We start from the raw sequence: 23363 nt of genomic DNA, 5'->3' as shown, positions 1-23363 counted from the left end.
CTCCAGGTGGGGTGCCTGGAGATGCCCTACTGGCGCGGGGTTTCAAATGGCGCCAGCTTGCGGTGCGGCTCAGGTCAGCATGTCGGCCCAGATGTTCTTGGCCCAGCCCAGGGCGATCTTCGCCTCCAGCTCGTTGCGCGCCGCCGAGACGCCGCCGGCGCCGGCCACCGGCATCGGCTGCTTCTTCTCCGCGTCGTAGCGGTGCACCGAGGCGACGTGGATGACGCTCTTTTCGGCGACGAAGCTGTAGCAGGTGTTCATCACCACCGGCTCCGGGTTGGGCTCCTGGCCGGACTGCAGGTTGATGATGGCAGCGGCGGCCACCTTGGCGTGCTGGTTGGCCATGTGCCCGGACTTGGGCATGGTCGGCGCCGGGAAGATGGCGTCGCCCAGGACATGGACCCCCGGGGTGTTGGTCGATTCCATGGTCAGCCAGTTGATGTCCACCCAGCGGTTGTTGATCAGCTTGAGGCCGGCCTTGGCGGCGATCTCGCCGGTGCGCTGGGGCGGGATGACGTTGAGCACGTCGGCCTTGACCTTGTCGAACTCGAGCAGGGCGGTCTTGCCGGCCACGTCCACGTCGGTGAGCTGGCTGTTCGGCCGGTACTCGACGATGCCTTTGTACAGGTCGTCCCAGGCCTTCATGAACAGGGCCTTCTTGGAAATCACCTCTTCGTTGGCGTCGAGGATCAGCACTTTGGATTTGGGCTTCTTCGCCTTCAGGTAGGCGGCCACCACGCTGGCCCGCTCGTAGGGCCCGGGAGGGCAGCGGTAGGGCGCCTTGGGGATGGAGATGGCGAACACGCCGCCGTCCTTCATGTCTTCCAGCTGCTTGCGCAGGGCCACGGTCTGGGGGCCGGCTTTCCAGGCGTGCAGGATCTTGCCCTGGGCGTCGGCGTTGTTCAGCGCCGGCACCTGGTCCCACTGGAAGTCCACGCCGGGGGAGAGCACCAGCCGGTCGTAGGACAGGGTGCCGCCCTGGGCCAGGGTGACGGTGCGCTTGGCGGTGTCCACCGCGGTCACTTCGTCCTTGATGACCCGCACGCCCCAGTGGGTCTTGAGGCCCTCGTAGGAAACGGTGATGTCGTCCAGGCCCTTGTAGCCGGCCACCACCAGGTTGGAGATGGGGCACGAGACGAAGTTGGCGTTGCGCTCCACCAGGGTCACGTCGATGCCCCGGTCGCTCCACATGCGCAGGTACTTGGCCACGGTGGTACCGCCGTAGCCGCCGCCCACCACCACCACATGGCCGCGGGCCTTGCTGGCGCCGCCGGCGCAGGCCGTCAGGCCCAGGGTCGAGCCTGCCACGGAGGCGGCACCGGCCGCCTTGATGAAGTCGCGGCGATTGAATTGATTCAGATTCGGCATGGTCGCTCCCCCTTATTTCTGCGCGGCAAAGTAGTCGGCGATCAGGCCCAGTTGCTCGTCGGTGTAGCCCTTGCTGATCTGATGCATGATCGTCGCCGGCTTCACACCGGTCTTGAAGTCGTTGAGCTTCTGCAAGAGCTTGTCCCGGGGCGTGCCGGCCAGGGCGTCCAGGCCGGAGCCGGGCACGGCCTGGCCGTTGGTGCCGTGGCAATTGGCGCAAGTGGCGGCCAGGTTGCGGCCCAGGTTCGGGTCCTTGGCCAGGGCGCTGCCGCTGGCGCCGGCGAGGGCGGCGGCGGCAATCAGGGCCAGGGCCCGTCGGTGCGACGAACGAATCATGTTTCCTCCTTGAAAGCTGGTTTTCCCGCAGGGAATGGTGCGCCGCATTCGGCGGCCCGGGAGGGCGCCTCGCGCCGGCGCGGGTAACGACAGCCTGTTCTCTTCCTCGTGCTCCCGCGAATTTTCCCCGATTGGACGGGGCAAGACGGGGATGCCGAGGACATCGTTTTATGCTGCGCTACAGCACGCAGCGTTATTGACTATATAACTACATAGTTATAGATTTAACGCACCAATCAACGAAGCGCGTTATTCGGACTCTACGCTGTCATGGACGAAGTCGACAAGGTGTTCGATGTGGTGGCTGAGTACTTCAGCCTGCTTTCGGACCCGACCCGTCTGCGGATTCTTCACTGCCTGTGCAACAGCGAAAAGCCGGTGCACGAAGTGGTGGACGCCATCGGCCTGACCCAGGCCAACGTCTCGCGGCACCTCAGCCTGCTCTACCGGGCCGGCGTGGTGGACCGCCGCCGGGACGGCAACGAGGTGTTCTACCGGGTGGTGGATCAGAATTTCGTAGACCTGTGCCGCACCGTGTGCGTGTCGGTGGCCAGCCGGGCTGACCGGCTGCCGGCCGACGGCGCCGGCCTGTTCCCGGCGAGCGACGCCTAACGGGTGAAAGCCCGGCCCGCGGCGCGATGCCTGAGCGACGTCTGGATAATCGCTTTATTCGAATATTCAAATGAACCATGCCATCCATGAGAGGGGAGACTGCATGAGTGAGCATCCGACACGGCCGGAGGGCGCCGGCCAGCGCCTGGGCAAGGTGCGCCCGGCCCCCGAGGGCTTCCTGAGCCAGGACGACATCGCCGCGGTCAAGGCTGGCCGCCGGGATTTCCTGCGCGGCAGCTTTTCCGCCGCCGTGGCCGCCATGGGTGCCGGCGCCGCCGGCTTTTCCGGCCTGGCCCGGGCCGCCGAGGAGGGCGACTCCGCCATCCTCACCCTGCCGCCCTGGAGCACCAGCCTGGGCCAAGGCGTCGCCGCCCGCCCCTACGGCTTGCCCAGCCAGTACGAAAAAGGCCTGATCCGCCGCGAATCGCCGGGCCTGACCCGAGTGTCCGGCTCGTCCGTGGCCTTCACCCCGTTGCAGGGCCTGTTCGGCATCATCACCCCCTCGGGCCTGCACTTCGAGCGCCACCACCAGGGCTGGCAGGACATCGATCCGTCGCGCCACCGCCTGATGATCAACGGCTCCGATCCCTCCATGGTCAAGCGGCCCAAGGTCTACACCATGGACGACATCCTGCGCATGCCGCCGGTGTCGCGCATCCACTTCATCGAATGCGGCGCCAACACCGGCATGGAGTGGGGCAACGTGGCGGTGCCCACCGTCCAGTACTCCCACGGCATGCTGTCCTGCTCCGAATTCACCGGGGTACCCCTGCGCTGGATTCTTGAGGACTGCGGCGCCGACCTGAAGAAGGGCAAGTACATCCTGGCCGAGGGCGCCGACGGCTCCTCCATGACCCGTACCATCCCCATGGAACTGGTGCTGTCCGACGAGGTGCTGGTGGCCTACGGACAGAACGGCGAAATGCTGCGCCCCGAGAACGGCTACCCGCTGCGCCTGGTGGTGCCGGGCGTCCAGGGCGTGTCCTGGGTCAAGTGGCTGCGCCGCATCGAGGTGGGCGACCAGCCCTACGCCTCCAAGGACGAGGCGGTGCACTACATCGACCTGATGCCCAACGGCCAGCACCGCCAGTACACCTCCACCCAGGAGGCCAAGTCGGTCATCACCAGCCCCTCCGGCGGCCAGATGCTGCTCGACAAGGGCTTCTACAACGTCACCGGCCTGGCCTGGTCCGGCCGGGGCAAGGTCAAGAAGGTGGATGTGTCCTTCGACGGCGGCATCAACTGGAAGGAAGCGCGCCTGGAAGGCCCGGTCCATTCCAAGGCCCTGAGCCGCTTCAACATTGGCTGGGTGTGGGACGGCAAGCCGGCCATTCTGCAATCCCGGGTCACCGACGAAACCGGTTACGTCCAGCCGTCCTACGGCCAGCTGCGCGCCGTGCGCGGCACCAAGTCGATCTATCACAACAACGCCATTCAATCCTGGAAAGTGGCCGAGAGCGGGGAGGTGTCCAATGTCCAGGTTCTCTAAGCTCGCCTGTGTTGCCCTGATCGGCGCCCTGGGCGCCACCTCGGCCCTGGCCGCCGGCAAGGGCGCCGCCCCGGCCGCCAACCCGGCCTTCGAGGGCCTGGGCCGGGCCGCCACTCCGGCGGAAATCCGCGCCTGGGACATCGACGTGCGCCCCGACTTCAAGGGCCTGCCCAAGGGCCAGGGCTCGGTGGAGCAGGGCCAGGACGTGTGGGAGGCCAAGTGCGCCACCTGCCACGGCACCTTCGGCGAATCGAACGAGGTGTTCACCCCCATCGTCGGTGGCACCACCGCCGACGACATCAAGACCGGCCACGTCAAGAACCTCCAGCCCGGCTCCAGCTTCCCCCAGCGCACCACGCTGATGAAGGTGGCCACCCTGTCGACCCTGTGGGACTACATCAACCGGGCCATGCCGTGGACCGCGCCCAAGTCCCTCAAGACCGACGAGGTGTACGCGGTGCTTGCCTACATCCTCAACCTGGGCGAGATCGTGCCGGCCGACTTCGTGCTCTCCGACGCCAACATCGCCGAAGTGCAAAAGCGCATGCCCAACCGCAACGGCATGACCACCGACCACGGCCTGTGGCCGGGCAAGGGCATCGGCACCGGCAAGCCGGACGTGAAGGCGGTGGCCTGCATGAGCAACTGCAAGACCGAGGTGAAGATCGGCTCGACCCTGCCGGACTACGCCGAGACCGCCCACGGTAACCTGGCCGAGCAGAACCGCACCATCGGCGCCACCCGCGGCAAGGACATCAACGCCGCCAAGGGCCAGCCGGCCGCCGCGGCGGAGAAGCCCTCCGCCAACGCCCAGGCGCACCAGCTCGCCCAGGCCTCCGGCTGCACCGCCTGCCACGGCCTGACCAACAAGGTGGTCGGCCCGGGCTTCAACGAGGTGGCGGCCAAGTACAAGGGCAAGGGCGACGCGGAAGGTAAACTGGTCGCCAAGGTGAAGCAGGGCGGCGCCGGCGTGTGGGGCCAGATTCCCATGCCGCCGCAATCCCTCAAGGACGAGGAGATCAAGAGCCTGGTCCAGTGGATCCTGTCGGGCGCCCCGGCAAAGTAACCGCAGTGCATGAAGATCACACGGCGTCGTGGGACGCCATTTAGAGGAGACCGACCGATGAGCATGAACGAGATCAACGCCCGCCGCGATGCCATGAAGAAGATGGGCGGCATGGGCTTCCTGGGCCTGCTGGCCGCCGCCGGCATGATCACCCCGCAGATGGCCCTGGCCGCCTGGAACAAGGGCGCCTTCGAAGCCAAGACCCTGGCCGACACCCTGAAGGCCCTGGGCGCCGCCGGCACCCCGGTGGAATCCAAGGACGTGGTGCTGAACGCTCCGGACATCGCCGAAAACGGCGCCGTGGTCCCGGTCACCGTCACCAGCAACCTGCCCCATAGCCAGCAGGTGGCGATCCTGGTGGAAAAGAACCCGAACGCCCTGGCCGCCCAGTTCATGATCCCCGAAGGCACCGAAGCCACCATCACCACCCGGGTGAAGATGGGCCAGACCTCCGACGTCTTCGCCTTGGTCAAGTCCGACGGCAAGTTCTACATCGCCAAGAAAGAAATCAAGGTCACCCTGGGCGGCTGCGGCGGCTAAGCCGGCGGCACACGACACCCCCACCAGGCCCCACCGAACAAACGAGACAGGAGTCACACCATGGCTGATCCGATGAAAATCCGCGCCGCCAACAAGGACGGCGTCACCGAAGTGAAGATCCTCATGAGCCACGAGATGGAAACCGGCCAGCGCAAGGACGCCTCCGGCGCCATCGTGCCCGCCCACTTCATCTCCGAAGTCACCGCCACCTGGAACGGCAAGGTCGTCCTCCAGGGCGAATTCGGCCCCGCCGTGTCCAAGAACCCCTACCTGGCGTTCAAGTTCAAGGGCGGCGCCAAGGGCGAAAAGGTCACCGTGTCCTGGGTGGACAACAAGGGCGACAAGCGCACCGACGAAGGCACCATCGCCTAAGGCGACGGCCGTTCCCGGGCCGGCGGTTGCAGTGCCGGCCCGTGCAGTACCCATACCAATAAGCGCCCGGCGCCCGCCCAGGCGGCGCACGGGATCCGCACAATCCTTGATGGAGGAGCGACATGCGTAAGCAACGCCGAGGCACCCCCCATGCTGCCGCCAAACGGATGGCCGGCAGCCTTGCAGCCCTGGCTGCCCTGGCCACGTTGACCGGCACGCCGGCCCTGGCCCAGGACAAGTCCATGGACGAGATCGCCAAGTACCGCGAGATGCTCGCCGACGGCAACCCCGCCGAGCTGATCGAAATGCGCGGCGAAGAACTGTGGAAGACCCCCCGCGGCCCCAAGAACGTCAGCCTCGAACAGTGCGACCTGGGCCTCGGCCCGGGCAAGGTCGAAGGCGCCTACGCCCAGCTGCCGCGCTACTTCGCCGACGCCGGCAAGGTGATGGACGTGGAAGCCCGCCTGGTCTACTGCATGCAGACCCAGCAAGGCTTCTCCTTCGCTGAGGCGACCAAGAACTGGTACTCCAAGCCGGGCAAGGAATCGGACCTGGTGGCCCTGGTCACCTGGGTCGGCGCCCAGAGCAACGGCCAGAAGATCAACGTGCCGGTGAAGCATCCCAAGGAAGCCGAGATGGTGAAGATGGGCGAATACATCTTCCACCGCCGCTCCGGCCCCCAGGACTTCGGCTGTTCGGTCTGCCACGGCCAGGACGGCGTGCGCATCCGCCTCCAGGACCTGGACAACCTGTCCCAGTCCAAGGGCGCCCAGAAGGCCATGCGCACCTGGCCCGCCTACCGCGTTTCCCAAGGCACCGTGTGGACCATGCAGCGCCGCCTGATCGACTGCATGCGCCAGGCCCGCTGGCCGGAACAGAAGTTCCCCTCGGACGCGGTCATCGCCCTCGAGATGTACCTCCAGAACAAGGCCGCCGGCGGGGTGCTCGAATCCCCGGGCATCAAGCGCTGAGGAGACGACCATGCACCATCACACCCTGCGACTCCTGGCCGCCGCCGTGGCCCTGACCGTCTCCAGCGCCCTGCCGCTGGCCGCCCAGGCCGCCGACAAGGCTCCGGCGACTTCGGCCAAGCCGGCCAAGGCCGACGCCGTCCTGGCCGCCAAGGCCGAAAAGCTCTACCTGGATTCCTTCGATCCCGACCAGCCGCGTACCCACCTGGACCGCCTCAAGCAGGACGAGGCCATGGCCCTGTGCAGCCAGTACAAGGACAACCCGCCGCCGGCCGTGCGCGCCAAGATCGAAAAGGCCCAGCTGGAAACCATCCGCTTCCCGGTGGAAGGCCGCCTGGTGGGCGACTGGAAGAAGGGCGAGGAACTGGCCTCTTCCGGCCGCGGCGGGCACATCGGCAAGATCCAGCCTGACGCCAAGGGCACACCCCGGGGCGGCAACTGCTACGCCTGCCACCAGCTGGCGACCAAGGAAGTGGCCTACGGCACCATCGGCCCCTCCCTGCACAACTTCGGCAAGGTGCGCGGCTACGGCGAGGACATCGCCCGCTACGCCTACATGAAGGTGTACAACGCCCAGGCCTTCTCCGCCTGCACCAACATGCCGCGCTTCGGTTACCACGCCTGGCTGACGCCGGAGCAGATCGCCGACATCGTCGCCTTCCTGATGGACCCGGAGTCCCCGGTCAACAAGGACTGAGCCGCCCGACTTACCCCCCTTGGCCCGACCGGCACCGTCGCTCGGGCTTTTTTTCCGTTTAGAGAAGGAAGGGACAAGCTCCATGAGCATGAACCGCCGTGAATTCCTCAACATGCTGGCGGTGGCCGCCGCCGGCGGCTTCGCCCTGCACAGCGACTTCGCCCTGGCCGAAAAATCGGCGGCGAAGATGTACGAGCTGCCGCGCTTCGGCAACGTGTCGCTGCTGCACATGACCGACTGCCACGCCCAGCTCAAGCCCATCTACTTCCGCGAGCCCAACGTCAACCTGGGCCTGGGCGGCCAGCGCGGCCAGGTGCCCCACCTGGTGGGTGAGGCCCTGCTCAAGCACTTCGGCATCCGCCCGGGCACCCCGGACGCCCACGCTTTCACCTACCTGGACTTCGAAAAGGCCGCCCATACCTACGGCAAGGTCGGCGGCTTCGCCCACCTGGCCACCCTGGTCAAGCGCATGAAGGCCACCCGCCCCGGAGCCCTGCTGCTCGACGGCGGCGACACCTGGCAGGGTTCCGGCACCAGCCTGTGGACCAACGCCCAGGACATGGTCGATGCCTGCAAGGCCCTCGGCGTGGACGTCATGACCCTGCACTGGGAATGCACCTACGGCATGGAGCGCCTCAAGGAGATCGAGGAGAAGGACTTCGCCGGCAAGATCGACATCGTCGCCCAGAACGTCAAGACCAACGACTTCGGCGACCCGGTGTTCAAGCCCTACGTCATCAAGCAGATCAACGGCGTGCCCGTGGCCATCATCGGCCAGGCCTTCCCCTACACCCCCATCGCCAACCCACGCTACATGGTGGCCGACTGGACCTTCGGCATCCAGGACGACAACATGCAGAAGGTGGTGGACGAGGCCCGCGGCCAGGGCGCCCAGGTGGTGGTGGTGCTCTCCCACAACGGCATGGACGTGGACCTCAAGATGGCCTCCCGCGTGCGCGGCATCGACGCCATCCTGGGCGGCCACACCCACGACGGCGTGCCCGCCCCGGTCAAGGTCAAGAACGCCGGCGGCGTTACCCTGGTCACCAACGCCGGCTCCAACGGCAAGTACCTGGGCGTGATCGACTTCGACGTGAAGAACGGCAAGGTCGCCGACTTCCGCTACAAGCTGCTCCCCGTGTTCGCCAACCTGATCCCGGCAGACAAGGCCATGGACGAGCTGATCGCCAAGATCCGCGCGCCCTACGAGAGCAAGCTCGGCGAACAGCTGGCCGTCACCGAGGGCCTGCTCTACCGCCGCGGCAACTTCAACGGCACCTTCGACCAGGTCATCCTGGACGCCCTGATGAAGGTCAAGGACGCCGAGATCGCCTTCTCCCCCGGCTTCCGCTGGGGCACCTCGCTGCTGCCCGGCCAGGCCATCACCATGGAGCACGTCCTCGACCAGACCGCCATCACCTACCCCTACACCACCGTCACCAACATGACCGGGGAGATGATCAAGACCGTGCTCGAAGACGTCTGCGACAACCTCTTCAACCCGGACCCCTACTACCAGCAGGGCGGCGACATGGTGCGGGTGGGCGGCCTGCAATACACCTGCGACCCCACCGCCAAGATGGGCGGCCGCATCCAGGACATGCGCCTCAACGGCAAGCCCATCGACCCGGCCAAGACCTACAAGGTCGCCGGCTGGGCCCCGGTGTCCGAAGACGCCAAGGCCGCCGGCGGCGAACCGATCTGGGACGTGGTGGCCGGCTACCTGCGCAGCATCAAGACCGTGAAACCCGTGGCCCTCAACCTGCCCAAGCTGAAGGGCGTGGACGGCAACCCGGGGATGGTGGGCTGACGGTTTAACCCCCCCCCGTCGCCGATAACACAACGCCCTGTCGCTACCGGTCGATTCCGGTGGCGGCGGGGCGTTGTGCTTTTGGGGTTGTGAAGGATGAAATATCGTCGCTTATACTTGCGGCATAATTTTTAGTGTTGGCGGTCGTAGCTCCTGCACTGACCAAAATAAAAACTTATAGGGCAAGAATGGTGGGGGAATTCTTGGCTCAATTTTCAATCGCCTACTTTTTAAATGACCTGTAGCCTGCTATGAAAAATAAGACGACTGTCGTTTCAGAGTTTAATGGGTTTCAAATCGTTGAGATTGCCGATCAGGGTTTCGGTGCTCGCCGATTTTTTGGGCAGAAGGATGGCGTGAGTATTACGAAAGGCTACATATCGGCTGATGCGGTTCGTACGGAATTGGAGATGCAATATGCGCGTCAGAGTGTCAGCAGCGAAAAGTGGGTTGCAGCGCCGGAGTTGGTTGCCTTAGCTCCAGGGGCACTCGTTACGTATCCACTGGGTCGTGTCCTTCTACTTGTGTTGACCTTGGGGCGCTACCCAAAGGAAAAGCACAATAAAGTCTTTGTCGCATTTTTCCCCGGTATCTTTCTTCTCGTGTTTTTTGCACTACTGGCGGTTGTTTACAGCTAATGAAACGGCCCACCCTGTGATGCAGACGCCGGATGGCCATTTCATGGCATCTTCCAGTAGCCCATCCCGTTGCATCGATTAGTCTTGCAGTACCGCTGCCAGGGCCGCAGCCACGTAATTGACGCTGCTGGTGTTGAGGCCGGCCGTGCACATGTGGTCGGAGCGCACCAGGTACGGCCAAATTTTCCTTACACGGGTAGCGAGTTCGCTCCCTCACCCAAACACCCGCCCCCACAGCGCCGAACACGGCATTGCCAGCACCAGGGCGGGGAGCATGTTCACCACCGGGAACAGCTTGATGCCGCAGATGCGTAGGCCGGTGGCGAGCATCACCAGGCCGCCGCAGGCGGAAAAATCGGCCAGCATGGCCGGTGTGGTCAGGGGCACCAGCAGGGTGGCGCTGGCGTAGAGGGCCCCCTGGATGAGCATCTGGGGAACGGCGATGAGGGCCACGGACCCCCCCAGTTCGGCGGCGAAGATGGTGGCGGTGAACAGGTCGAGCACCGACTTGGCGATGAGGATCTGGGCTTCGCCGGTCATGCCTTCGTGGGTGGCGCCGAAGATGCCCATGCCGCTGGCGCAGAACAGCACCAGGATGGTCACGTACTTGGCGACGAAGCCTTCCACCTTGGGGTTGCCCTTGTCCCCAGGCAGCAGCCGTTCGGCCTGCTTCTGGGCCCAGCCGATGGCCAGCTCCAACCCCCGTTCGAGGCACAGCAGCTCGCCGATCAGCGCCCCGCCCAGCAGCGCCAGGGCCAGGGGCGGAATGGCATGGACCTTGGCCATCAGGGTGGTGCCGATGCCGGCGGCGAGGATGCCGCAGGTCAGCGGCAGGGCCTGGCTGACCCGCACCGGGATGCGCCGGCCCAGGATTGCGCCGGAAATGCCGCCCACGATCAGGACGGCGCTATTGACCAGGGGACCCAGCATTGCACGCTCGCTTTCTTCCGCGTCGCCTTGCCCGCCTCGGCACGGCAGCGCCGGGGCGGGGGCCGGAGGATCGGGGCCCCCCGGTCCGCGGCCGGCCGGGTAGCGTGGCTCTGTGGCAACGTGGTCCAGCAAGGCAACTTTTACGATATGAAGACGAAAGTGTATTGAGCGAAGGTCCGCGTGGATAATATCGTTTGAATTTGCATCAATATCGAAACGATATGAAAAGCCGCGGGGTGACGCCATGGACCTGAAGCGCCTGCACTACTTCTGCACCATTGCCGACCAGGGCCAGATCAGCCGGGCGGCCCGGGTGCTGCACATGGCCCAGCCGCCCCTGAGCCAGCGCCTGCGCGAACTGGAAGAGGAACTGGGCACGCCCCTCTTCCTGCGTCAGGGCCGCCAGCTGCAACTCACCGACGCCGGCCGGCTGCTCTACCGCCGTGCCCGGGACATCCTGCGCAGCGTGGATGCCACCAAGGAAGAGGTGATCCGTGCCGCCACCCAGGCCGGGCCGACCCTGCGCATCGGCCTCACCCCCACCTCCCGGGCCCTGTGGCTGTCTCGCTTCGAGAACTTGCGGGCGCTCTTTCAGGACCGGCAGATCGGCCTGGTGGTGGGGGATTCGAGCTACCTGGAGCACCTGCTCGAAACCGGCCAGATCGACGCCGCCTTCATGCAGCCGCCCCTGCACCCGGAAAACTTCCGCATTCAGCGCCTGGCCAGCAGCCCGCCGGTGGCGGTGTTGCCGCGCCGCCTGCACGGCACGGTGCCGCAGCGCCTCACCCTGGCCGACCTGGCGCCCCATCCCCTGCTGCTGCTGCGCCGCTCCTTCGGCGTGAGCACCTACGAGCGCCTGCTGCGCAGCTTCCACGAACTGGGGCTGACTCCCAACGTGGCCCTTTACAGCTCCGACGTGTCCCTGCTGCTGGAGCTGATGCGCCGGGGCTTTGCCGGCATCGCCGTGGTGCCCGAGTCCGAGACGGGGGGCATGGGCGAGGACTACTGGATCCGCCCCCTGGAGGCGGACCTGCCGGGCTACCACCTGTCCCTGGTGTGCCGCAGCGGCGAGCAGGATGCGGCCCTGGTGGAACGTCTGCTGACCTTCTGGGCCGATTGACCCGACCGGACCGAAGCGCCAGCGCAAGGGGCGAGGGCGCCCGAAGAGCGCCTGAGCGTGTCTGGACGTGTCCGGCCCGGAGCGCCGGGATCGCCCGCCGCGCCACGCCACGCCGCGACGTCTTACGCTGCCGGGCCCGGGGCGTCGGGAAACGTCAGGGTGAAGCGCAGCCGCGACCCGGCTTGCGCCACCTGGGCCTGCCCGCCGTGCAGGGCCATGATCGAGCGCACGATCGCCAGGCCCAGGCCATTGGAGCGGGCCGAATCGGCGCGGGCCGTGTCGGCGCGATAAAAGCGGTCGAACAGGCGGGCGAGCACGTCTTCGGGCAGGGGCGCGCCGTCGTTTTCCACCATTAGGTTCCAGGCGTTCCCGTCGTGGGCCGCCGCCAGCCGGATCGTGCTGCCGGGTGTGGCGTGCCGCACCGCATTGGCCACCAGGTTGCCCAGGGCGCGGCGCAGCAAGGCCGGGTCGGCCCACAGGGTGCCGTCCCCTTGGGCCAGGAGCGTCAGTCCCCGTTCTTCGGCTACGCCCTCGAAGTACTCGGCCTGCCGGGTCAGCTCGGCGGCGATCGACAGGGGCTGCCTGTCGAGGGCCTGCCCGGCGTGATCGGCCCGGGCGAGAAACAGCATGTTGTCGATCATGCGCGCCAGCCGTTCCAGCTCTTCGATGTTCGATTCGAGCAGCGCCTGGTATTCGGCCTCCGGGCGCGGGCGCGCGAGCATCACCTGGCTCTGGCCGAGCAGGTTGCCCACCGGGGTGCGGAATTCGTGGGCCAGGTCGGCGGCGAACTGGGATAGCCGGGCGAAGCCGTCTTCGAGGCGGGCGAGCATGGTGTTGAGCGCCGCGATCAAGCGCGCGATCTCGGGCGGCGCATCGCGATCCACGAGCCGGGTCGACAGCCGATTGACGGTGATGTCGCCGGCTTCGCGGCTCAAGCGGCGCAGCGGTGCCAGGGCGCGCCACACCACCCAGGTGGACAGGAGCGCGGCCAGCAGCGCGGCGGCGGTGGCGGCCAGGCCGATGCGCCAGCGATAGGCGGCCAGCAGCGCCTCCCGGTCCGGATAGGCGCGGGCGACGGTGATGATGACGGGGCGCCCGTCGGGCTGCCCCAGCCGGGCCACGCCGGCCACCGCGGCGGCGGGGCTGCCGTCCCGGGTGCGCCAGCGCACCAGCGCCGTTGGAGTCGGCTCCTCGTTTTCGGCCAGGGGGGCGGGGGCGGGCAGGGCCTCGCGGCGCGGGTTGATCGTCAGCAGGGCGCGGCCGGTGGTGTCGCGCACCTCGATCAGGGCGTTGCTCTCGCCGCTCATCGTGTCGCGCAGGTACTGGGGGCGCGTCAGCAGCAGTTCGGGGGTGGCCGCGTCGGCGAGCTGCTGGCGCAACTGCCGGAGCTTGCCGAGCAGTTGCACGTCGTCGCGCCATTCGAGCTGGCCGGCGAAGGAGTGGTAGAGGTAAAAGCCCAAGGCGCTGCTGGCGACGGCGACCACTGCGGCGAACAAGACCGCCAGCCGGGCGCCCAGGGACAGGCGGGGCGTCACGGGCGCCATTCGCACACGTAGCCCATGCCGCGCACCGCGTGGATCAGCCGCCCCGGCACCGGGTCGCCGATCTTTTGCCGCAGGCGCCGGATCGCCACGTCCACCACGTTGGTGTCGCTGTCGAAGTTCATGTCCCACACCTGGGAGGCGATCTGGCTGCGGGAGAGCACCTCGCCCTGGCGGCGCAGCAGCAGGTGCAGCAGGGCGAATTCCCGCGGCGTCAGGTGGATGCGCTCGCCGCCCCGAGTGACGCGGCGCGCCGGCACGTCCATGCACAGATCGTCGATGGCCAGCTGGTCCGCCTCGCGCAGGGGGCCGCGCCGCAGCAGGGTGCGGATGCGCGCCACCAGTTCGGCGAAGGCGAAGGGCTTGACCAGGTAGTCGTCGGCCCCCAGTTCCAGCCCCTTGATCCGGTCGTCCAGGCCGTCCCGGGCGGTCAGGAAGATCACCGGCGTCCCCCGGCCCTCGCGCAGCCGGCGCAGCACCTGCCAGCCGTCCAGCCCGGGCAGCATCACGTCGAGCACGATCAGGTCGTGCCCTCCTTCCTCGGCAAGGTGCAGCCCCTCCCGGCCGTCCCGGGCCAGGTCGACGACAAAGCCCGATTCGGTCAGCCCCTTCTTCAAGTAGTCGCCGGTCTTCGGCTCGTCTTCCACCACCAGTATCCGCACGCTTGCGCCTCCTCATCGAGCCCGGATGGTAGCCAGGGCGGGCGCGGCGGTGGATGACAATTTTGTCATCGGGCCGCCACCGTTCCGCCAGCCCCCGCCCGCTATCGTGGCCGGCATCACTGTGACGGAGACCATCCGATGACCGGTAAATTCCTCTTTCCCCTGGTGTTCGCCGCCACCGCTGTCCAGGCCGCGCCCCTGCCCGTCGCACCGCAACTGACCTTGTCGGCTGCGGAACAGCTGGCGGCCTCGGCCCGGGAGGCCTGCGCGGCCCGGGGCAAGGCGGTCACCATCGCCGTGCTCGATGCCGGCGGTCAGACCGTGCTGCTGGGCCGGGGCGACGGCGTTGGCCCCCACAACACCGAGGCGGCGCGCCGCAAGGCCTACAGCGCCCTGTCGACCAAGACCGCCACCCTGCACTTGGGGCGGGCCGCCCGGGCCAACCCCGACACGGCCAACCTCGCCCACCTGCCCGAACTGCTGCTGCTCGGCGGCGGCGTGCCGCTGTGGCAGGGCGATGCCCTGGTGGGGGCCATCGGCGTGGCGGGGGGCGGCGGCCCCGAGGGCGACGACACCTGCGCCCGGGCCGCCCTGGCCGGTCGCCCCGACCTGCAAACCCGTTGAATCCCTTTTTTCAAGGAGGATAGTTCCATGCTGCAACCGATCCGCACCCTGGCCCTGGCCGGCCTGCTTTGCCTCGCCAGCCACGCCGCCCTCGCCGCCGGCAACCCGTTGAGCGTCCACATCCTGGACCTGCAAAGCGGCCAGCCGACCCCGGGCGTGACCGTCGATCTCGAGCAAAAGACCGCCGCCGGCTGGCGCCCCCTCGGCTCGGCCGTGACCGACGCCCAGGGCCGCATCCGTGAGATGTTCCCGGCCAAGGAGCGTTTCGCCGCCGGTGAGTACCGGGTGGTGTTCCATACCGGCGAGCACTTCGCCAAGATCAAGCAGCCGACCTTCTTCCCCGAGATCCCGGTGCCCTTCACCGTCGAGGATGCGACGCAGCACTACCACATCCCCCTGCTGCTCAGTCCCTACGGCTACTCCACCTACCGGGGCAATTAAGCCCCGCACTGGCAAAAAACCCCGCCCGGCATATGCCCGGCGAGGTTTTTTGTTGGGCCAGGGGGCGTTGCCCCGGGCCGGGGAGCTGGGGGACGGTCAGCCCGCCAGGTGCAGGGCCAGGGCGGTCAGGGCGGTCAGGGCTCCGCCGCCCGCCACCAGCCACAGGGCCAGCAGGCCGGCCAGCAGCAGGGGCCGGGGGCCGGCGCGGCGGATGGCGGAAAAGCGGGTGGTCAGGCCCAGGGCGCCCATGGCGGTGGCCAGCAGCAGGTCGTCGGCGACGATCAGGCCGCCCTTCACTGCCTGGGGCAGCAGGTCCAGGGAATTGAACCCGGCCAGGGCGACGAAGCCCAGGGCGAACCAGGGGAAGGCGCGCAGCACCGCCGCGCCCCGGCCGGCGACATTGCCGCCATTAGCACCATTACCACCGTTGCCGGCGCCGCCGCTGGCAAACAGCCCGGCCAGAATCACCAGAAAGGGCGCCAGCATCATCACCCGCAGCATCTTGGCGATCACCGCCGTGGCTGCCGCGTCCGGGCTGATGGCGCGGCCGGCGGCCACCACCTGGGCCACCTCGTGCACCGTGGCGCCGGTGTACAGGCCGAAGGCTTCCGGCGAGACGGCCCAGCCCCAGTGGGCCAGGGCGGCGTAGAGGGCCGGGTAGGTGAACATGGCCAGAGTGCCGAACACCACCACCGTGGCCACCGCCACCGCCACCTGGTCGGCCAGGGGGCTTTCATGGTGGCCCTCATCCCGGGCCGCGTGGGCGGACGCCACCACCGGCGCCGTGGCCAGCACCGCCGCCGCGCCGCAGATGGCGCTGCCGGCGCCGATCAGGGCCGCCTGGCGGCGGCTCAGGCCGAGCCAGCGGGTGCCCAGTTGCAGGGCCAGGACGAAGGTGATCGCCACCACCAGGGCGTCGACCACCAGCCCGGCGGTGCCCACCGCGGCGATGTCCTGAAAGGTCAGGCGCAGACCGTAGAGCACGATGCCGGCGCGCAGCAGGGTCTGCTTGGCCACCCCTACGCCGGGGGCGGCGAGCCGTTCCACCGGGGCGAACACGGTGTTGCCGATGAAGATGCCGGCGACGATGGCCAGGGTCAGGGCCGACAATCCCCAGCCCTGCACCGCCGGCTGGCGGGCGAGCAGCAGGGCGCCCAGGCCCAGGGCCAGGGTGAGGATGAGGCCGGGGGCGGCGGCCCGAAAGCCTTGGAAAATGCGTTGCGCGAACGACAGGGGCGGGGCGGCCAGGGCCGCGGATGCATTGGCAGGGGAGGACATGGGGAGCCTCGTGGGTTGTCCGGGCGGATCGACGGACCCGCCATGGACGCCACCTTACCGGCTTGCCATCAACCTGAAAAACGAATAAAAAACGTTGAAATAACCGGTTTTAAAGGTAATAGGTCGTGCTCCACCTCACCCTGCGCCAGCTCGAAGTCTTCGTCGCCATCGCCCGCCACGGCACCACCGGCCGGGGGGCGGAGGCCACCGCCCTGTCCCAGTCCGCCGCCTCCGCCGCCTTGGCCGAGCTGGAGCGTCAGTTGGGCACCCCCCTGTTCGACCGCATCGGCCGCCAGCTGCGCCTCAACGAATCGGGCCGCCTGCTGCTGCCCCGGGCCACCGCCCTGCTCGAACAGGCCGCCGACATCGGCCGGCTGTTCGCCGGCGAGGCCGCCTCCCTGCGCCTGGGGGCCAGCACCACCGTGGGCAACTACCTGCTGCCGCCCCTGATCGCCGCCTTCCGCCGCGACAACCCCCAGGCCCGGCTGCGTCTGGACGTGGCCAACACCGCCGATATTGTTGCCGCCGTGGCCGAATTCACCGTGGACGGCGGCTTCATCGAAGGGGTGTGTCGCCACCCGGACCTGGTGGTGACGCCTTGGCAGCGGGACGAGCTGGTGGTCTTCGCCGGCCGGGACCATCCCCTGGTCCATGCGGCGGCGGCAGGCGCCCTGACCCGGGAGGCCCTGGCCGGGGCCGACTGGGTGCTGCGCGAAACCGGCTCCGGCACCCGGGAGGTGCTGGAGCAACTGCTGGTGCCCCTGCTCGGTCACCTCAAGGTGACCCTGGCCCTGGGCAATTCCGAGGCGGTCAAGCGGACCGTGGCCGCTGGCCTGGGGGTGTCGTGCCTGTCGCGCCACGTGGTGGCGGACCTGCTGGAGCGGGGCGGCGTGGTGGACCTGGGGGCGCGGCAAGGGGCGGCGGGCCTGCCTCCGGATCTGGTCGGATTGGCGGACCTGGCCCGGCCCCTGTACTTCATCCGCCACCGGCAAAAGCCCCTGCAAGGCGGCCTGGCCCGCTTCCTCGCTGCGTCCCTGGCGGGGTAGGGGGCAGAGGAGAGCAGCCGCTGGGGCGGGTTTCAGCTCCGGCCCGGGAATGCCTGGGCTGCTTTGGATGCCGCTGGCACGGAGCACGGGGACTGGACTGTGTGGATGCGTGGATGCGCGAAAGAGCTGGCCTGCGCCGGGATTCGCCTGGCCGCCGGGCGGCCTGCAATCGATCAATTCATTAAAAAAATTAATGTTTCGATCTGGTCGAAAAGCAAAGGTCCGCGCCAGTTCTCGACCTTGCCGTTGTGCCTGCAAAAATACATGAAAAAAATTCAAGTATCGCCCTGGCGTTCGCCGTCTTCTGCGGCCGCCTTGGCGCAGCGCCCCCGGTGTCGAAAGCGCTGCGCCAGCCGGTTGGGCCGGCGATTCGGCGGGACGCGCCGCCTTAGGTGCCAGGGCTAGGGCTGCTGCTCGCAGCGCTCGCTGCCGTGGTTGCCACCCTTGAATTCGGGCTCGTAGTAGAACTTGGTGAAGGTCCAGCGGCCGCTGCGGCCAGGGGCGAAGGTGGCAAGGCCGGTGCCGAAGTCCCGGGTGGCTGGGTCGGTATGGGCGAAGTGGATGGCCATGGCCGCCCCCTTGGCCACGGCGTGGCCGGGATAGGTGCCGAAGCCCGGCACCTCCAGGGTGAAGGCGTAGGCGCCGTACTTGCCGCTGCTGTGCTCGGGCACCAGTTCCAGGGTCACCGTGGCGCTGTAGGCGCCTTCCTTGGCGTCGTCGCCGGTGCAGGCGTAGCGGCCGCTGTAGTCGGGACCGGAGAAGGGGGGCTGGGCGGCCTGGGCGGTGGCGCCGAGGGTCGCCAGGGCGGCCAAGGCGAGGGAGAGGGCAAGGGGGCGGGAGGTCATCGGGCGGATTCCGGGAGGAAGGCTTGGCCCGAAGCGGGCCTGGCAAGGCCGCCATTGTCGCGGATTAAGGGGGATCGGGGCGGGCGGCGGCGAGGGGGAAAGGAGCGCAGGGGCTGGCGCCCGGTCCGATCCGCTTTGCGGAATCAGGCGTCCCGCACCGGGGCGGCGTGGGTGATGGGAAAGCCCCGGTCCTCGTCCCTGACCATGACCCGGTTGCGGCCGCGGTGCTTGGCTTCGTAGAGGGCCGCATCGGCCCGGGCCAGGCAGTCTTCCGGACTGTCGAAGGGCGGCCGGAACAGGGTGACCCCCAGGCTGGCGGTGACGAACAGTTCGCCGGTGTCGGTGCGCGCCGGGGTTGTTTCCAGGGCGATGCGCAGGCGCTCGGCCATGGCGCCGCCACCGTCCAGGTCGGTGTCGGACAGCAGCACGGCGAATTCCTCGCCGCCCAGGCGGCCGGCCAGGTCGTCGCGGCGCAGGGCGGCCTGCATCAGCCCGGCCAGGTGCTGGAGCACCCGGTCGCCGGCGGCATGGCCGTAGGTGTCGTTGACCCGCTTGAAGTGGTCCAGGTCGAGCATCACCAGCACGCTGGGGCCGTGCCGGCCGCGGCGCTGCTCGTGCAGCTCGTCGTTCATGCGCGCCATGAAGGTGCGGCGGTTGGCCAGGCCGGTGAGGGGGTCGGTGGCGGCCAGGGCGGCCAGGGCGGTTTCGCGCCGCTTGCGTTCGGTGATGTCGCGGATGAACCAGAACAGGCCGACGGGCGTGCCGGCACTGTGCAGGGGGATGCGTTCGACGGCCACGTCGCGGCCGTCGTCGAGGTGGCATTCCCAAGCGTCGGGGGCGGCGTCCTCGCCGGGGGGCGGGACCAGCAGGTCGGCGGGCAGCCGCGCGGCCAGTTCGGCATGGGTGCGTCCGACCAGGTCGCGGGGACTCCAGCCGGTGCCGCCGAGCTGGCAGAGGGCCTGGTTGGCGACGACGATGCGCTGCTCGGCCTGGTCTTCCACCAGCACGCCGCCGGGGAACTGCTCGATGATTGCCGTCAGGCGCTGCTGGGCCAGTTCCTGGGCGTCCATGGCCCGGTGCTGGGCGTCGGTGTCGAGCATGGTCCAGATGACGCTGCCGTTGGGGTCGTCCTCGCCCAGCAGGGAACCGTGGGCATTGAACCAGCGCACCCGGCCCCGGTTGTCGCGCAGGCGCCATTCCAGCCGGACCGATCCGGCCTGGCGCAGGGCTTGGTAATGCTCGCCGAAGGCGGCGAAAGAGGCCTCGTCGGTGTGGATGATGCGAAAGTCCTTGCCGATCAGGGCATGGCCATTGGGGGCGAACAGTTCGATGGCCCGGGCATTGGCGTGGGAGATGCGCCGGTCCGGCGTGGCCAGGAAGATGGCGGCGGCGCTCTGGTCGAGCAGGGCGCGGCGCACCTGGGCCTGGGTGACCCGCTCGCCGATGTCCGACAGGGTGCCCATCATGCGGGCCGGGCGGTGCTCGGTGGCCGGCAGCAGCTGGCCCCGGGATTCGACCCACAGCCATTCGCCGCTGGCGCGGCGCAGGCGAAATTCGGTGCGGTAGATCCGGTTCGATTCCAGGTGCTGGGCCTGGTCGATGCGGCAGCGGTCGACATCCAGCGGGTGCACGAGGTCGAGGAATGCGCCCAGCCCCATGGGGAAGCCCCGGTCCGGGTAACCCAGCAATTCGTAGCAACGGGCGTCCCAGTGCAGGGTGCCCCGCTCGGTGTCCCATTCCCACAGGCCGTCCCGCACCGCGTCCAGGGTCAGGCGCAGCCGTTCCTCGCTTTCGTGCAGGGCCTGCTGGATGGCCTGCTCCGTCGTGATGTCGTGCAGGTAGCCGTGCCACAGGATGCTGCTGTCCGGCAGTCGCTCCGGCCGGGCGTAGCCGTGCAGCCAGCGGCAGCCCCCGGTGCTCGTCCCCACCCGGTATTTGCATTCCCAGGGCGTGAGGTCGTGGGCCGATGCCATGATGGTTGCCTTGACCGATTCCAGGTCGTCCGGATGAATGAGGTTGAACACCTTCGCGGCGTTGGTGGCCAGTTCATCCGGCGTGAATCCGTAAATGTCGGCGATGCCTGGGCTGGCGTAAGGGAAGCTGGACGTCCCGTCGGTGGCCAGTTTGTATTGGTAGATGGCGCCGGGCACCTGGGTCACCAGCTTGGCCAGGCGCTCGTCCTTGGCCCGCAGCAATGCCTTGGCCCGGCTGCGTTGCAGGCGCAGCCAGGAGATGACCAGGACGCCGCCGAGGACGATGGCGATGCCCAGCAGGTTGCGCTGCCGGCTGGCCTGGATGGCCTGCTGGACGCCGGCCAGGGCGGCGTCCTTGTCCAGGCCGACGTTGATCACCAATGGATAGGCCTGGGCGCGGCTCCAGGCGTAATAGCGGGCAATGCCGTCCACTCGGGCCACGGCCTCGTAGGTGCCGTGCATCAGGTGGTTGTTGCGCAGGTACTCGCGGCTGTCGGGCACCGCCTTGCCGAGTACCGCCTGTTCGCCCTGGGAGCGGGCCAGGTAGCGGCCGTCCTGGCGCAGCAGCATCACCACGTCCCGCTCGCTGTCGAAGATGCTCTGGAAGAAATCCGAGATGTAGTGAGGCGACAGGGAAATGACCAGGATGCCGTCGAATTCGCCGTTGCGGCGCAGCGCCCGGGACAGTTGGATCGACCACTGGCCCGACACCCGGCCCAGTACCGGCGCGCTGATGAACAAGCGGTCCGCGGCGCCGGTCCGGCTGTTGTCCTGATGCACGCGGAAGTGCTCCCGGTCGCCGACGTTGGCGGGGAGCGGGGACCAGGGATCGGGGGCCGGATTGGCATAGATGACCTTGCCGCTCCGGTCGGCGATGGCGATCTGCAAGATCGAACCCTGGGGATAGGACTGCACCACGGTCCGCACCGTGGCGTTGAAGCCCTCGGGGCTTTTGTGGCTCAACTCCTCGGCCAGGCTGCGCGTGGCGAAGTCCAGCCCGCCCACGAGGGTTTCCACCTGGGACAGCAGCGCCTTGGAAATCTGCTGGGCGCGTAATTGGCTCTGCTGCTCGGCGCCGCGCAGTTGTTCGTTATGGGAGCTGACCAGCACGGCCCAGTACACCGCGCAGGCCAGCATGGCGACCAATACGGCGATGGCGGTTACGACGAGGTCGGAGCGCTCTTCCGGATCGATGCGGAGTGCCTGGGGGGCGTCAATGTTGGGCATGAAGGAGAAGCTTGGCATCCGGGCAAGCTAGGCCGGGTGCATGAATTATTACTTTTGTAATATGTGGGGCGGTATGCGTTATTCCACAAATATCGTGCGGGTCGTCCCGGCATCTGATGTGGCTTATTGATTTGCGTTATCAATAACTTATCGTTTTTTATTAGCGAGTCCGAATTTTGCCATGAATCAAGGCAATGGCATGGTGGGACCGGCTCGGGGCTATGCGTGGGGCGACGTGTCCGAGGTTAAGATGCTCCTTCGTTTCCCTCATCGATTTTCCGGAGCCTGCCATGATCGTGCGCGACGCCTTCTACATCGACGGCCGCTGGGTGCCCCCGTCCGGGACCGGCACCCAGGAGGTGGTCAATCCGGCCACCGAGCAGTCCCTGGGCCGGGTGCCCCTGGGCGATGCCGCCGATGCCGACGCGGCGGTGCGCGCCGCCCGGGCCGCCTTCCTGGCCTGGAGCCGCACCGCCCCGGCCGAGCGGGGCGCCCTGCTGGCCAAGGTGGCCGCCGGGCTGAAGGCCCGCCAGCAGGAAATCGGCGAACTGATCGCCCGGGAAGTGGGCATGCCCCTCAAGCTGGCGGTGCGCATCCAGGCCGGCAACCCGATCGCCTCCTTCGAGGCCTGCGCCGCCATCGCCGCCGAGGGCTTCGCCGACGAGGTTATCGGCCATTCCCGGGTCGCCTACCTGCCGGTGGGAGTGGTGGCCGCCATCACCCCGTGGAACTACCCCCTGCACCAGATCGCCGCCAAGGTGGCCGCCGCCCTGGCGGCGGGCTGCACCGTGGTGCTCAAGCCCTCGGAAGTGGCGCCCCTCAACGCCTTCGTCCTGGCCGAGGTGATGGACGAGGCCGGCGTGCCTCCGGGCGTGTTCAACCTGGTCACCGGCCTGGGACCGGTGGTGGGCGAGGCCCTGGCCGCCCACCCGGCGGTGGACGCGGTGTCGTTCACCGGCTCGACCCGGGCCGGCAAGCGGGTGGCGGCCCTGGCCGCCGAGACGGTCAAGCGCGTCTCCCTGGAGCTCGGGGGCAAGTCGGCCTCGGTGATCCTGCCCGAGGCAGCCGCCGACGAAGCCCTGCTCGCCCAGGCGGTGAAGGGCTCGGTAGGGGCCTGCCTGCTCAATTCTGGCCAGACCTGCTCGGCCCTGACCCGATTGCTGGTGCCGGCGGCCCGGCATGACGAGGCGGCCGAACTGGCGGTGGCGGCGGCCCAGGCCTACGCGCCGGGGGACCCCTTCGCCGAGGCCACCCGCCTCGGCCCCCTGGTCACCCGGGCCCAGCGCGAGCGGGTGCGGGACTTCATCCGCCAGGGCGTGGCCGAAGGGGCGACGTTGCTCACCGGCGGCCCCGAGGCGCCGGAAGGCTTGGAAAGCGGCTGGTACGTGCGCCCCACCGTGTTCGGCGACGTGCGCCCCACCATGACCATCGCCCGGGAAGAGATCTTCGGCCCGGTGCTGGCCATCATGCCCTACCGGGACGAAGCGGAGGCCCTGCAACTGGCCAACGATACCGCCTACGGCCTGGGCGGCGCGGTGTGGTGCCCGGACGGGGACAAGGCCCTGGCCTTCGCCCGGCAGATGCGCACCGGCCAGGTGGACATCAACGGCGCCTTCTTCAACTTCCAGGCGCCCTTCGGCGGGTTCAAGCAGTCCGGCTACGGCCGCGAGCTGGGCCGCCACGGGGTGATGGAGTTCCTGGAACCCCAGTCGGTGCAGCTCAAGGGATGAGCGCTGAACGGGGTTGAATCGGGCTGCTCCAGGCGAATGCGGCGTGC

The 23363-nt window shown here is 68.2% G+C and carries 22 protein-coding genes; 14 read left to right on the top strand and 8 right to left on the bottom strand.

The window, feature by feature from the left end; genetic code table 11:
- Nucleotides 1-69: 69 nt before the first annotated feature.
- Nucleotides 70-1368 (bottom strand): NAD(P)/FAD-dependent oxidoreductase, encoded by a 1299-nt coding sequence (locus tag LWW89_RS12185; protein ID WP_293264509.1) that lies wholly within the window; start codon nt 1366-1368, stop codon nt 70-72.
- A 12-nt stretch (nt 1369-1380) separates the two neighbouring features.
- Nucleotides 1381-1704, bottom strand: coding sequence for a c-type cytochrome (locus LWW89_RS12180; protein WP_293264507.1), 324 nt, complete (start codon nt 1702-1704; stop codon nt 1381-1383).
- Between the two features lie 270 nt (nt 1705-1974).
- Between LWW89_RS12180 and LWW89_RS12175 the strand changes: the two genes are divergently transcribed.
- The 9 genes from LWW89_RS12175 to LWW89_RS12135 all read left to right on the top strand — a co-directional run bounded on the left by LWW89_RS12175 (nt 1975) and on the right by LWW89_RS12135 (nt 9899).
- A complete protein-coding gene (locus LWW89_RS12175) occupies nt 1975-2316 on the top strand; it encodes a metalloregulator ArsR/SmtB family transcription factor (RefSeq protein ID WP_054621613.1) in 342 nt (113 codons plus the stop codon).
- Nucleotides 2317-2419: 103 nt separating this feature from the next.
- Nucleotides 2420-3805 (top strand): sulfite dehydrogenase, encoded by a 1386-nt coding sequence (gene soxC, locus LWW89_RS12170; RefSeq protein WP_293264504.1) that lies wholly within the window; start codon nt 2420-2422, stop codon nt 3803-3805.
- A complete protein-coding gene (locus LWW89_RS12165) occupies nt 3789-4871 on the top strand; it encodes a c-type cytochrome (RefSeq protein WP_293264502.1) in 1083 nt (360 codons plus the stop codon). The genes soxC and LWW89_RS12165 overlap by 17 nt, the downstream gene beginning before the upstream one ends.
- Before the next feature lie 57 nt (nt 4872-4928).
- On the top strand, nt 4929-5411 hold the full coding sequence (gene soxY, locus LWW89_RS12160; protein ID WP_365781636.1) for a thiosulfate oxidation carrier protein SoxY: 483 nt from the start codon (nt 4929-4931) through the stop codon (nt 5409-5411).
- Nucleotides 5412-5471: 60 nt separating this feature from the next.
- On the top strand, nt 5472-5783 hold the full coding sequence (gene soxZ, locus LWW89_RS12155; RefSeq protein WP_293264500.1) for a thiosulfate oxidation carrier complex protein SoxZ: 312 nt from the start codon (nt 5472-5474) through the stop codon (nt 5781-5783).
- A gap of 122 nt (nt 5784-5905) precedes the next feature.
- On the top strand, nt 5906-6754 hold the full coding sequence (gene soxA, locus LWW89_RS12150; protein WP_293264498.1) for a sulfur oxidation c-type cytochrome SoxA: 849 nt from the start codon (nt 5906-5908) through the stop codon (nt 6752-6754).
- 10 nt (nt 6755-6764) lie between these two features.
- Nucleotides 6765-7451, top strand: coding sequence for a sulfur oxidation c-type cytochrome SoxX (gene soxX / locus LWW89_RS12145; RefSeq protein WP_293264496.1), 687 nt, complete (start codon nt 6765-6767; stop codon nt 7449-7451).
- 82 nt (nt 7452-7533) lie between these two features.
- Complete coding sequence (gene soxB, locus LWW89_RS12140; protein WP_293264494.1) at nt 7534-9261, top strand: thiosulfohydrolase SoxB; 1728 nt, start codon at nt 7534-7536, stop codon at nt 9259-9261.
- A gap of 251 nt (nt 9262-9512) precedes the next feature.
- A complete protein-coding gene (locus LWW89_RS12135) occupies nt 9513-9899 on the top strand; it encodes a hypothetical protein (protein ID WP_293264492.1) in 387 nt (128 codons plus the stop codon).
- 213 nt (nt 9900-10112) lie between these two features.
- Here LWW89_RS12135 and LWW89_RS12130 read toward each other — a convergent pair whose 3' ends face one another.
- Nucleotides 10113-10829, bottom strand: coding sequence for a DUF554 domain-containing protein (locus LWW89_RS12130; protein WP_293264490.1), 717 nt, complete (start codon nt 10827-10829; stop codon nt 10113-10115).
- Nucleotides 10830-11073: 244 nt separating this feature from the next.
- Here LWW89_RS12130 and LWW89_RS12125 point away from each other — a divergent pair, with 244 nt between their 5' ends.
- Complete coding sequence (locus LWW89_RS12125) at nt 11074-11949, top strand: LysR family transcriptional regulator (RefSeq protein ID WP_293264488.1); 876 nt, start codon at nt 11074-11076, stop codon at nt 11947-11949.
- 122 nt (nt 11950-12071) lie between these two features.
- Here the strand turns inward: LWW89_RS12125 and LWW89_RS12120 are convergent, their stop codons facing one another.
- Together LWW89_RS12120 and LWW89_RS12115 are read right to left on the bottom strand one after the other, a co-directional pair.
- A complete protein-coding gene (locus LWW89_RS12120) occupies nt 12072-13484 on the bottom strand; it encodes a heavy metal sensor histidine kinase (protein WP_293264486.1) in 1413 nt (470 codons plus the stop codon).
- On the bottom strand, nt 13481-14152 hold the full coding sequence (locus LWW89_RS12115) for a heavy metal response regulator transcription factor (protein ID WP_293264484.1): 672 nt from the start codon (nt 14150-14152) through the stop codon (nt 13481-13483). Before LWW89_RS12115 ends, LWW89_RS12120 begins: the two co-directional genes overlap by 4 nt.
- A 138-nt stretch (nt 14153-14290) precedes the next feature.
- Here LWW89_RS12115 and LWW89_RS12110 point away from each other — a divergent pair, with 138 nt between their 5' ends.
- Nucleotides 14291-14776 carry a heme-binding protein gene (locus LWW89_RS12110; protein WP_293264482.1) on the top strand — a complete coding sequence of 162 codons (486 nt, stop codon included), beginning with the start codon at nt 14291-14293 and terminating at the stop codon, nt 14774-14776.
- A gap of 27 nt (nt 14777-14803) precedes the next feature.
- Nucleotides 14804-15217, top strand: a complete 414-nt coding sequence (uraH, locus tag LWW89_RS12105; protein WP_293264480.1) for a hydroxyisourate hydrolase — start codon at nt 14804-14806, stop codon at nt 15215-15217.
- 96 nt (nt 15218-15313) lie between these two features.
- On the opposite strand, the gene LWW89_RS12100 is transcribed toward uraH, so the two are convergent.
- Nucleotides 15314-16495 (bottom strand): YeiH family putative sulfate export transporter, encoded by a 1182-nt coding sequence (locus LWW89_RS12100; protein ID WP_293264478.1) that lies wholly within the window; start codon nt 16493-16495, stop codon nt 15314-15316.
- Nucleotides 16496-16620: 125 nt separating this feature from the next.
- On the opposite strand from LWW89_RS12100, the gene LWW89_RS12095 reads away from it, so the two are divergent.
- Nucleotides 16621-17541 carry a LysR family transcriptional regulator gene (locus LWW89_RS12095; protein ID WP_293264476.1) on the top strand — a complete coding sequence of 307 codons (921 nt, stop codon included), beginning with the start codon at nt 16621-16623 and terminating at the stop codon, nt 17539-17541.
- A 401-nt stretch (nt 17542-17942) separates the two neighbouring features.
- Here LWW89_RS12095 and LWW89_RS12090 read toward each other — a convergent pair whose 3' ends face one another.
- Complete coding sequence (locus LWW89_RS12090; RefSeq protein ID WP_293264474.1) at nt 17943-18386, bottom strand: hypothetical protein; 444 nt, start codon at nt 18384-18386, stop codon at nt 17943-17945.
- A gap of 143 nt (nt 18387-18529) precedes the next feature.
- A complete protein-coding gene (locus LWW89_RS12085; RefSeq protein WP_293264472.1) occupies nt 18530-21586 on the bottom strand; it encodes a diguanylate cyclase in 3057 nt (1018 codons plus the stop codon).
- Between the two features lie 290 nt (nt 21587-21876).
- Here LWW89_RS12085 and LWW89_RS12080 point away from each other — a divergent pair, with 290 nt between their 5' ends.
- The gene (locus LWW89_RS12080; RefSeq protein ID WP_293264470.1) at nt 21877-23316 is read left to right on the top strand and encodes an aldehyde dehydrogenase family protein; all 1440 of its coding nucleotides are present in this window, start codon (nt 21877-21879) and stop codon (nt 23314-23316) included.
- The last annotated feature ends 47 nt before the right edge of the window (nt 23317-23363 follow it).

This window comes from Oryzomicrobium sp. (assembly GCF_021287045.1).
GTDB lineage: Bacteria > Pseudomonadota > Gammaproteobacteria > Burkholderiales > Rhodocyclaceae > Oryzomicrobium.
Note: the sequence above shows the minus strand (reverse complement) of the source record. Positions and strands in the feature narration are given on the sequence as shown.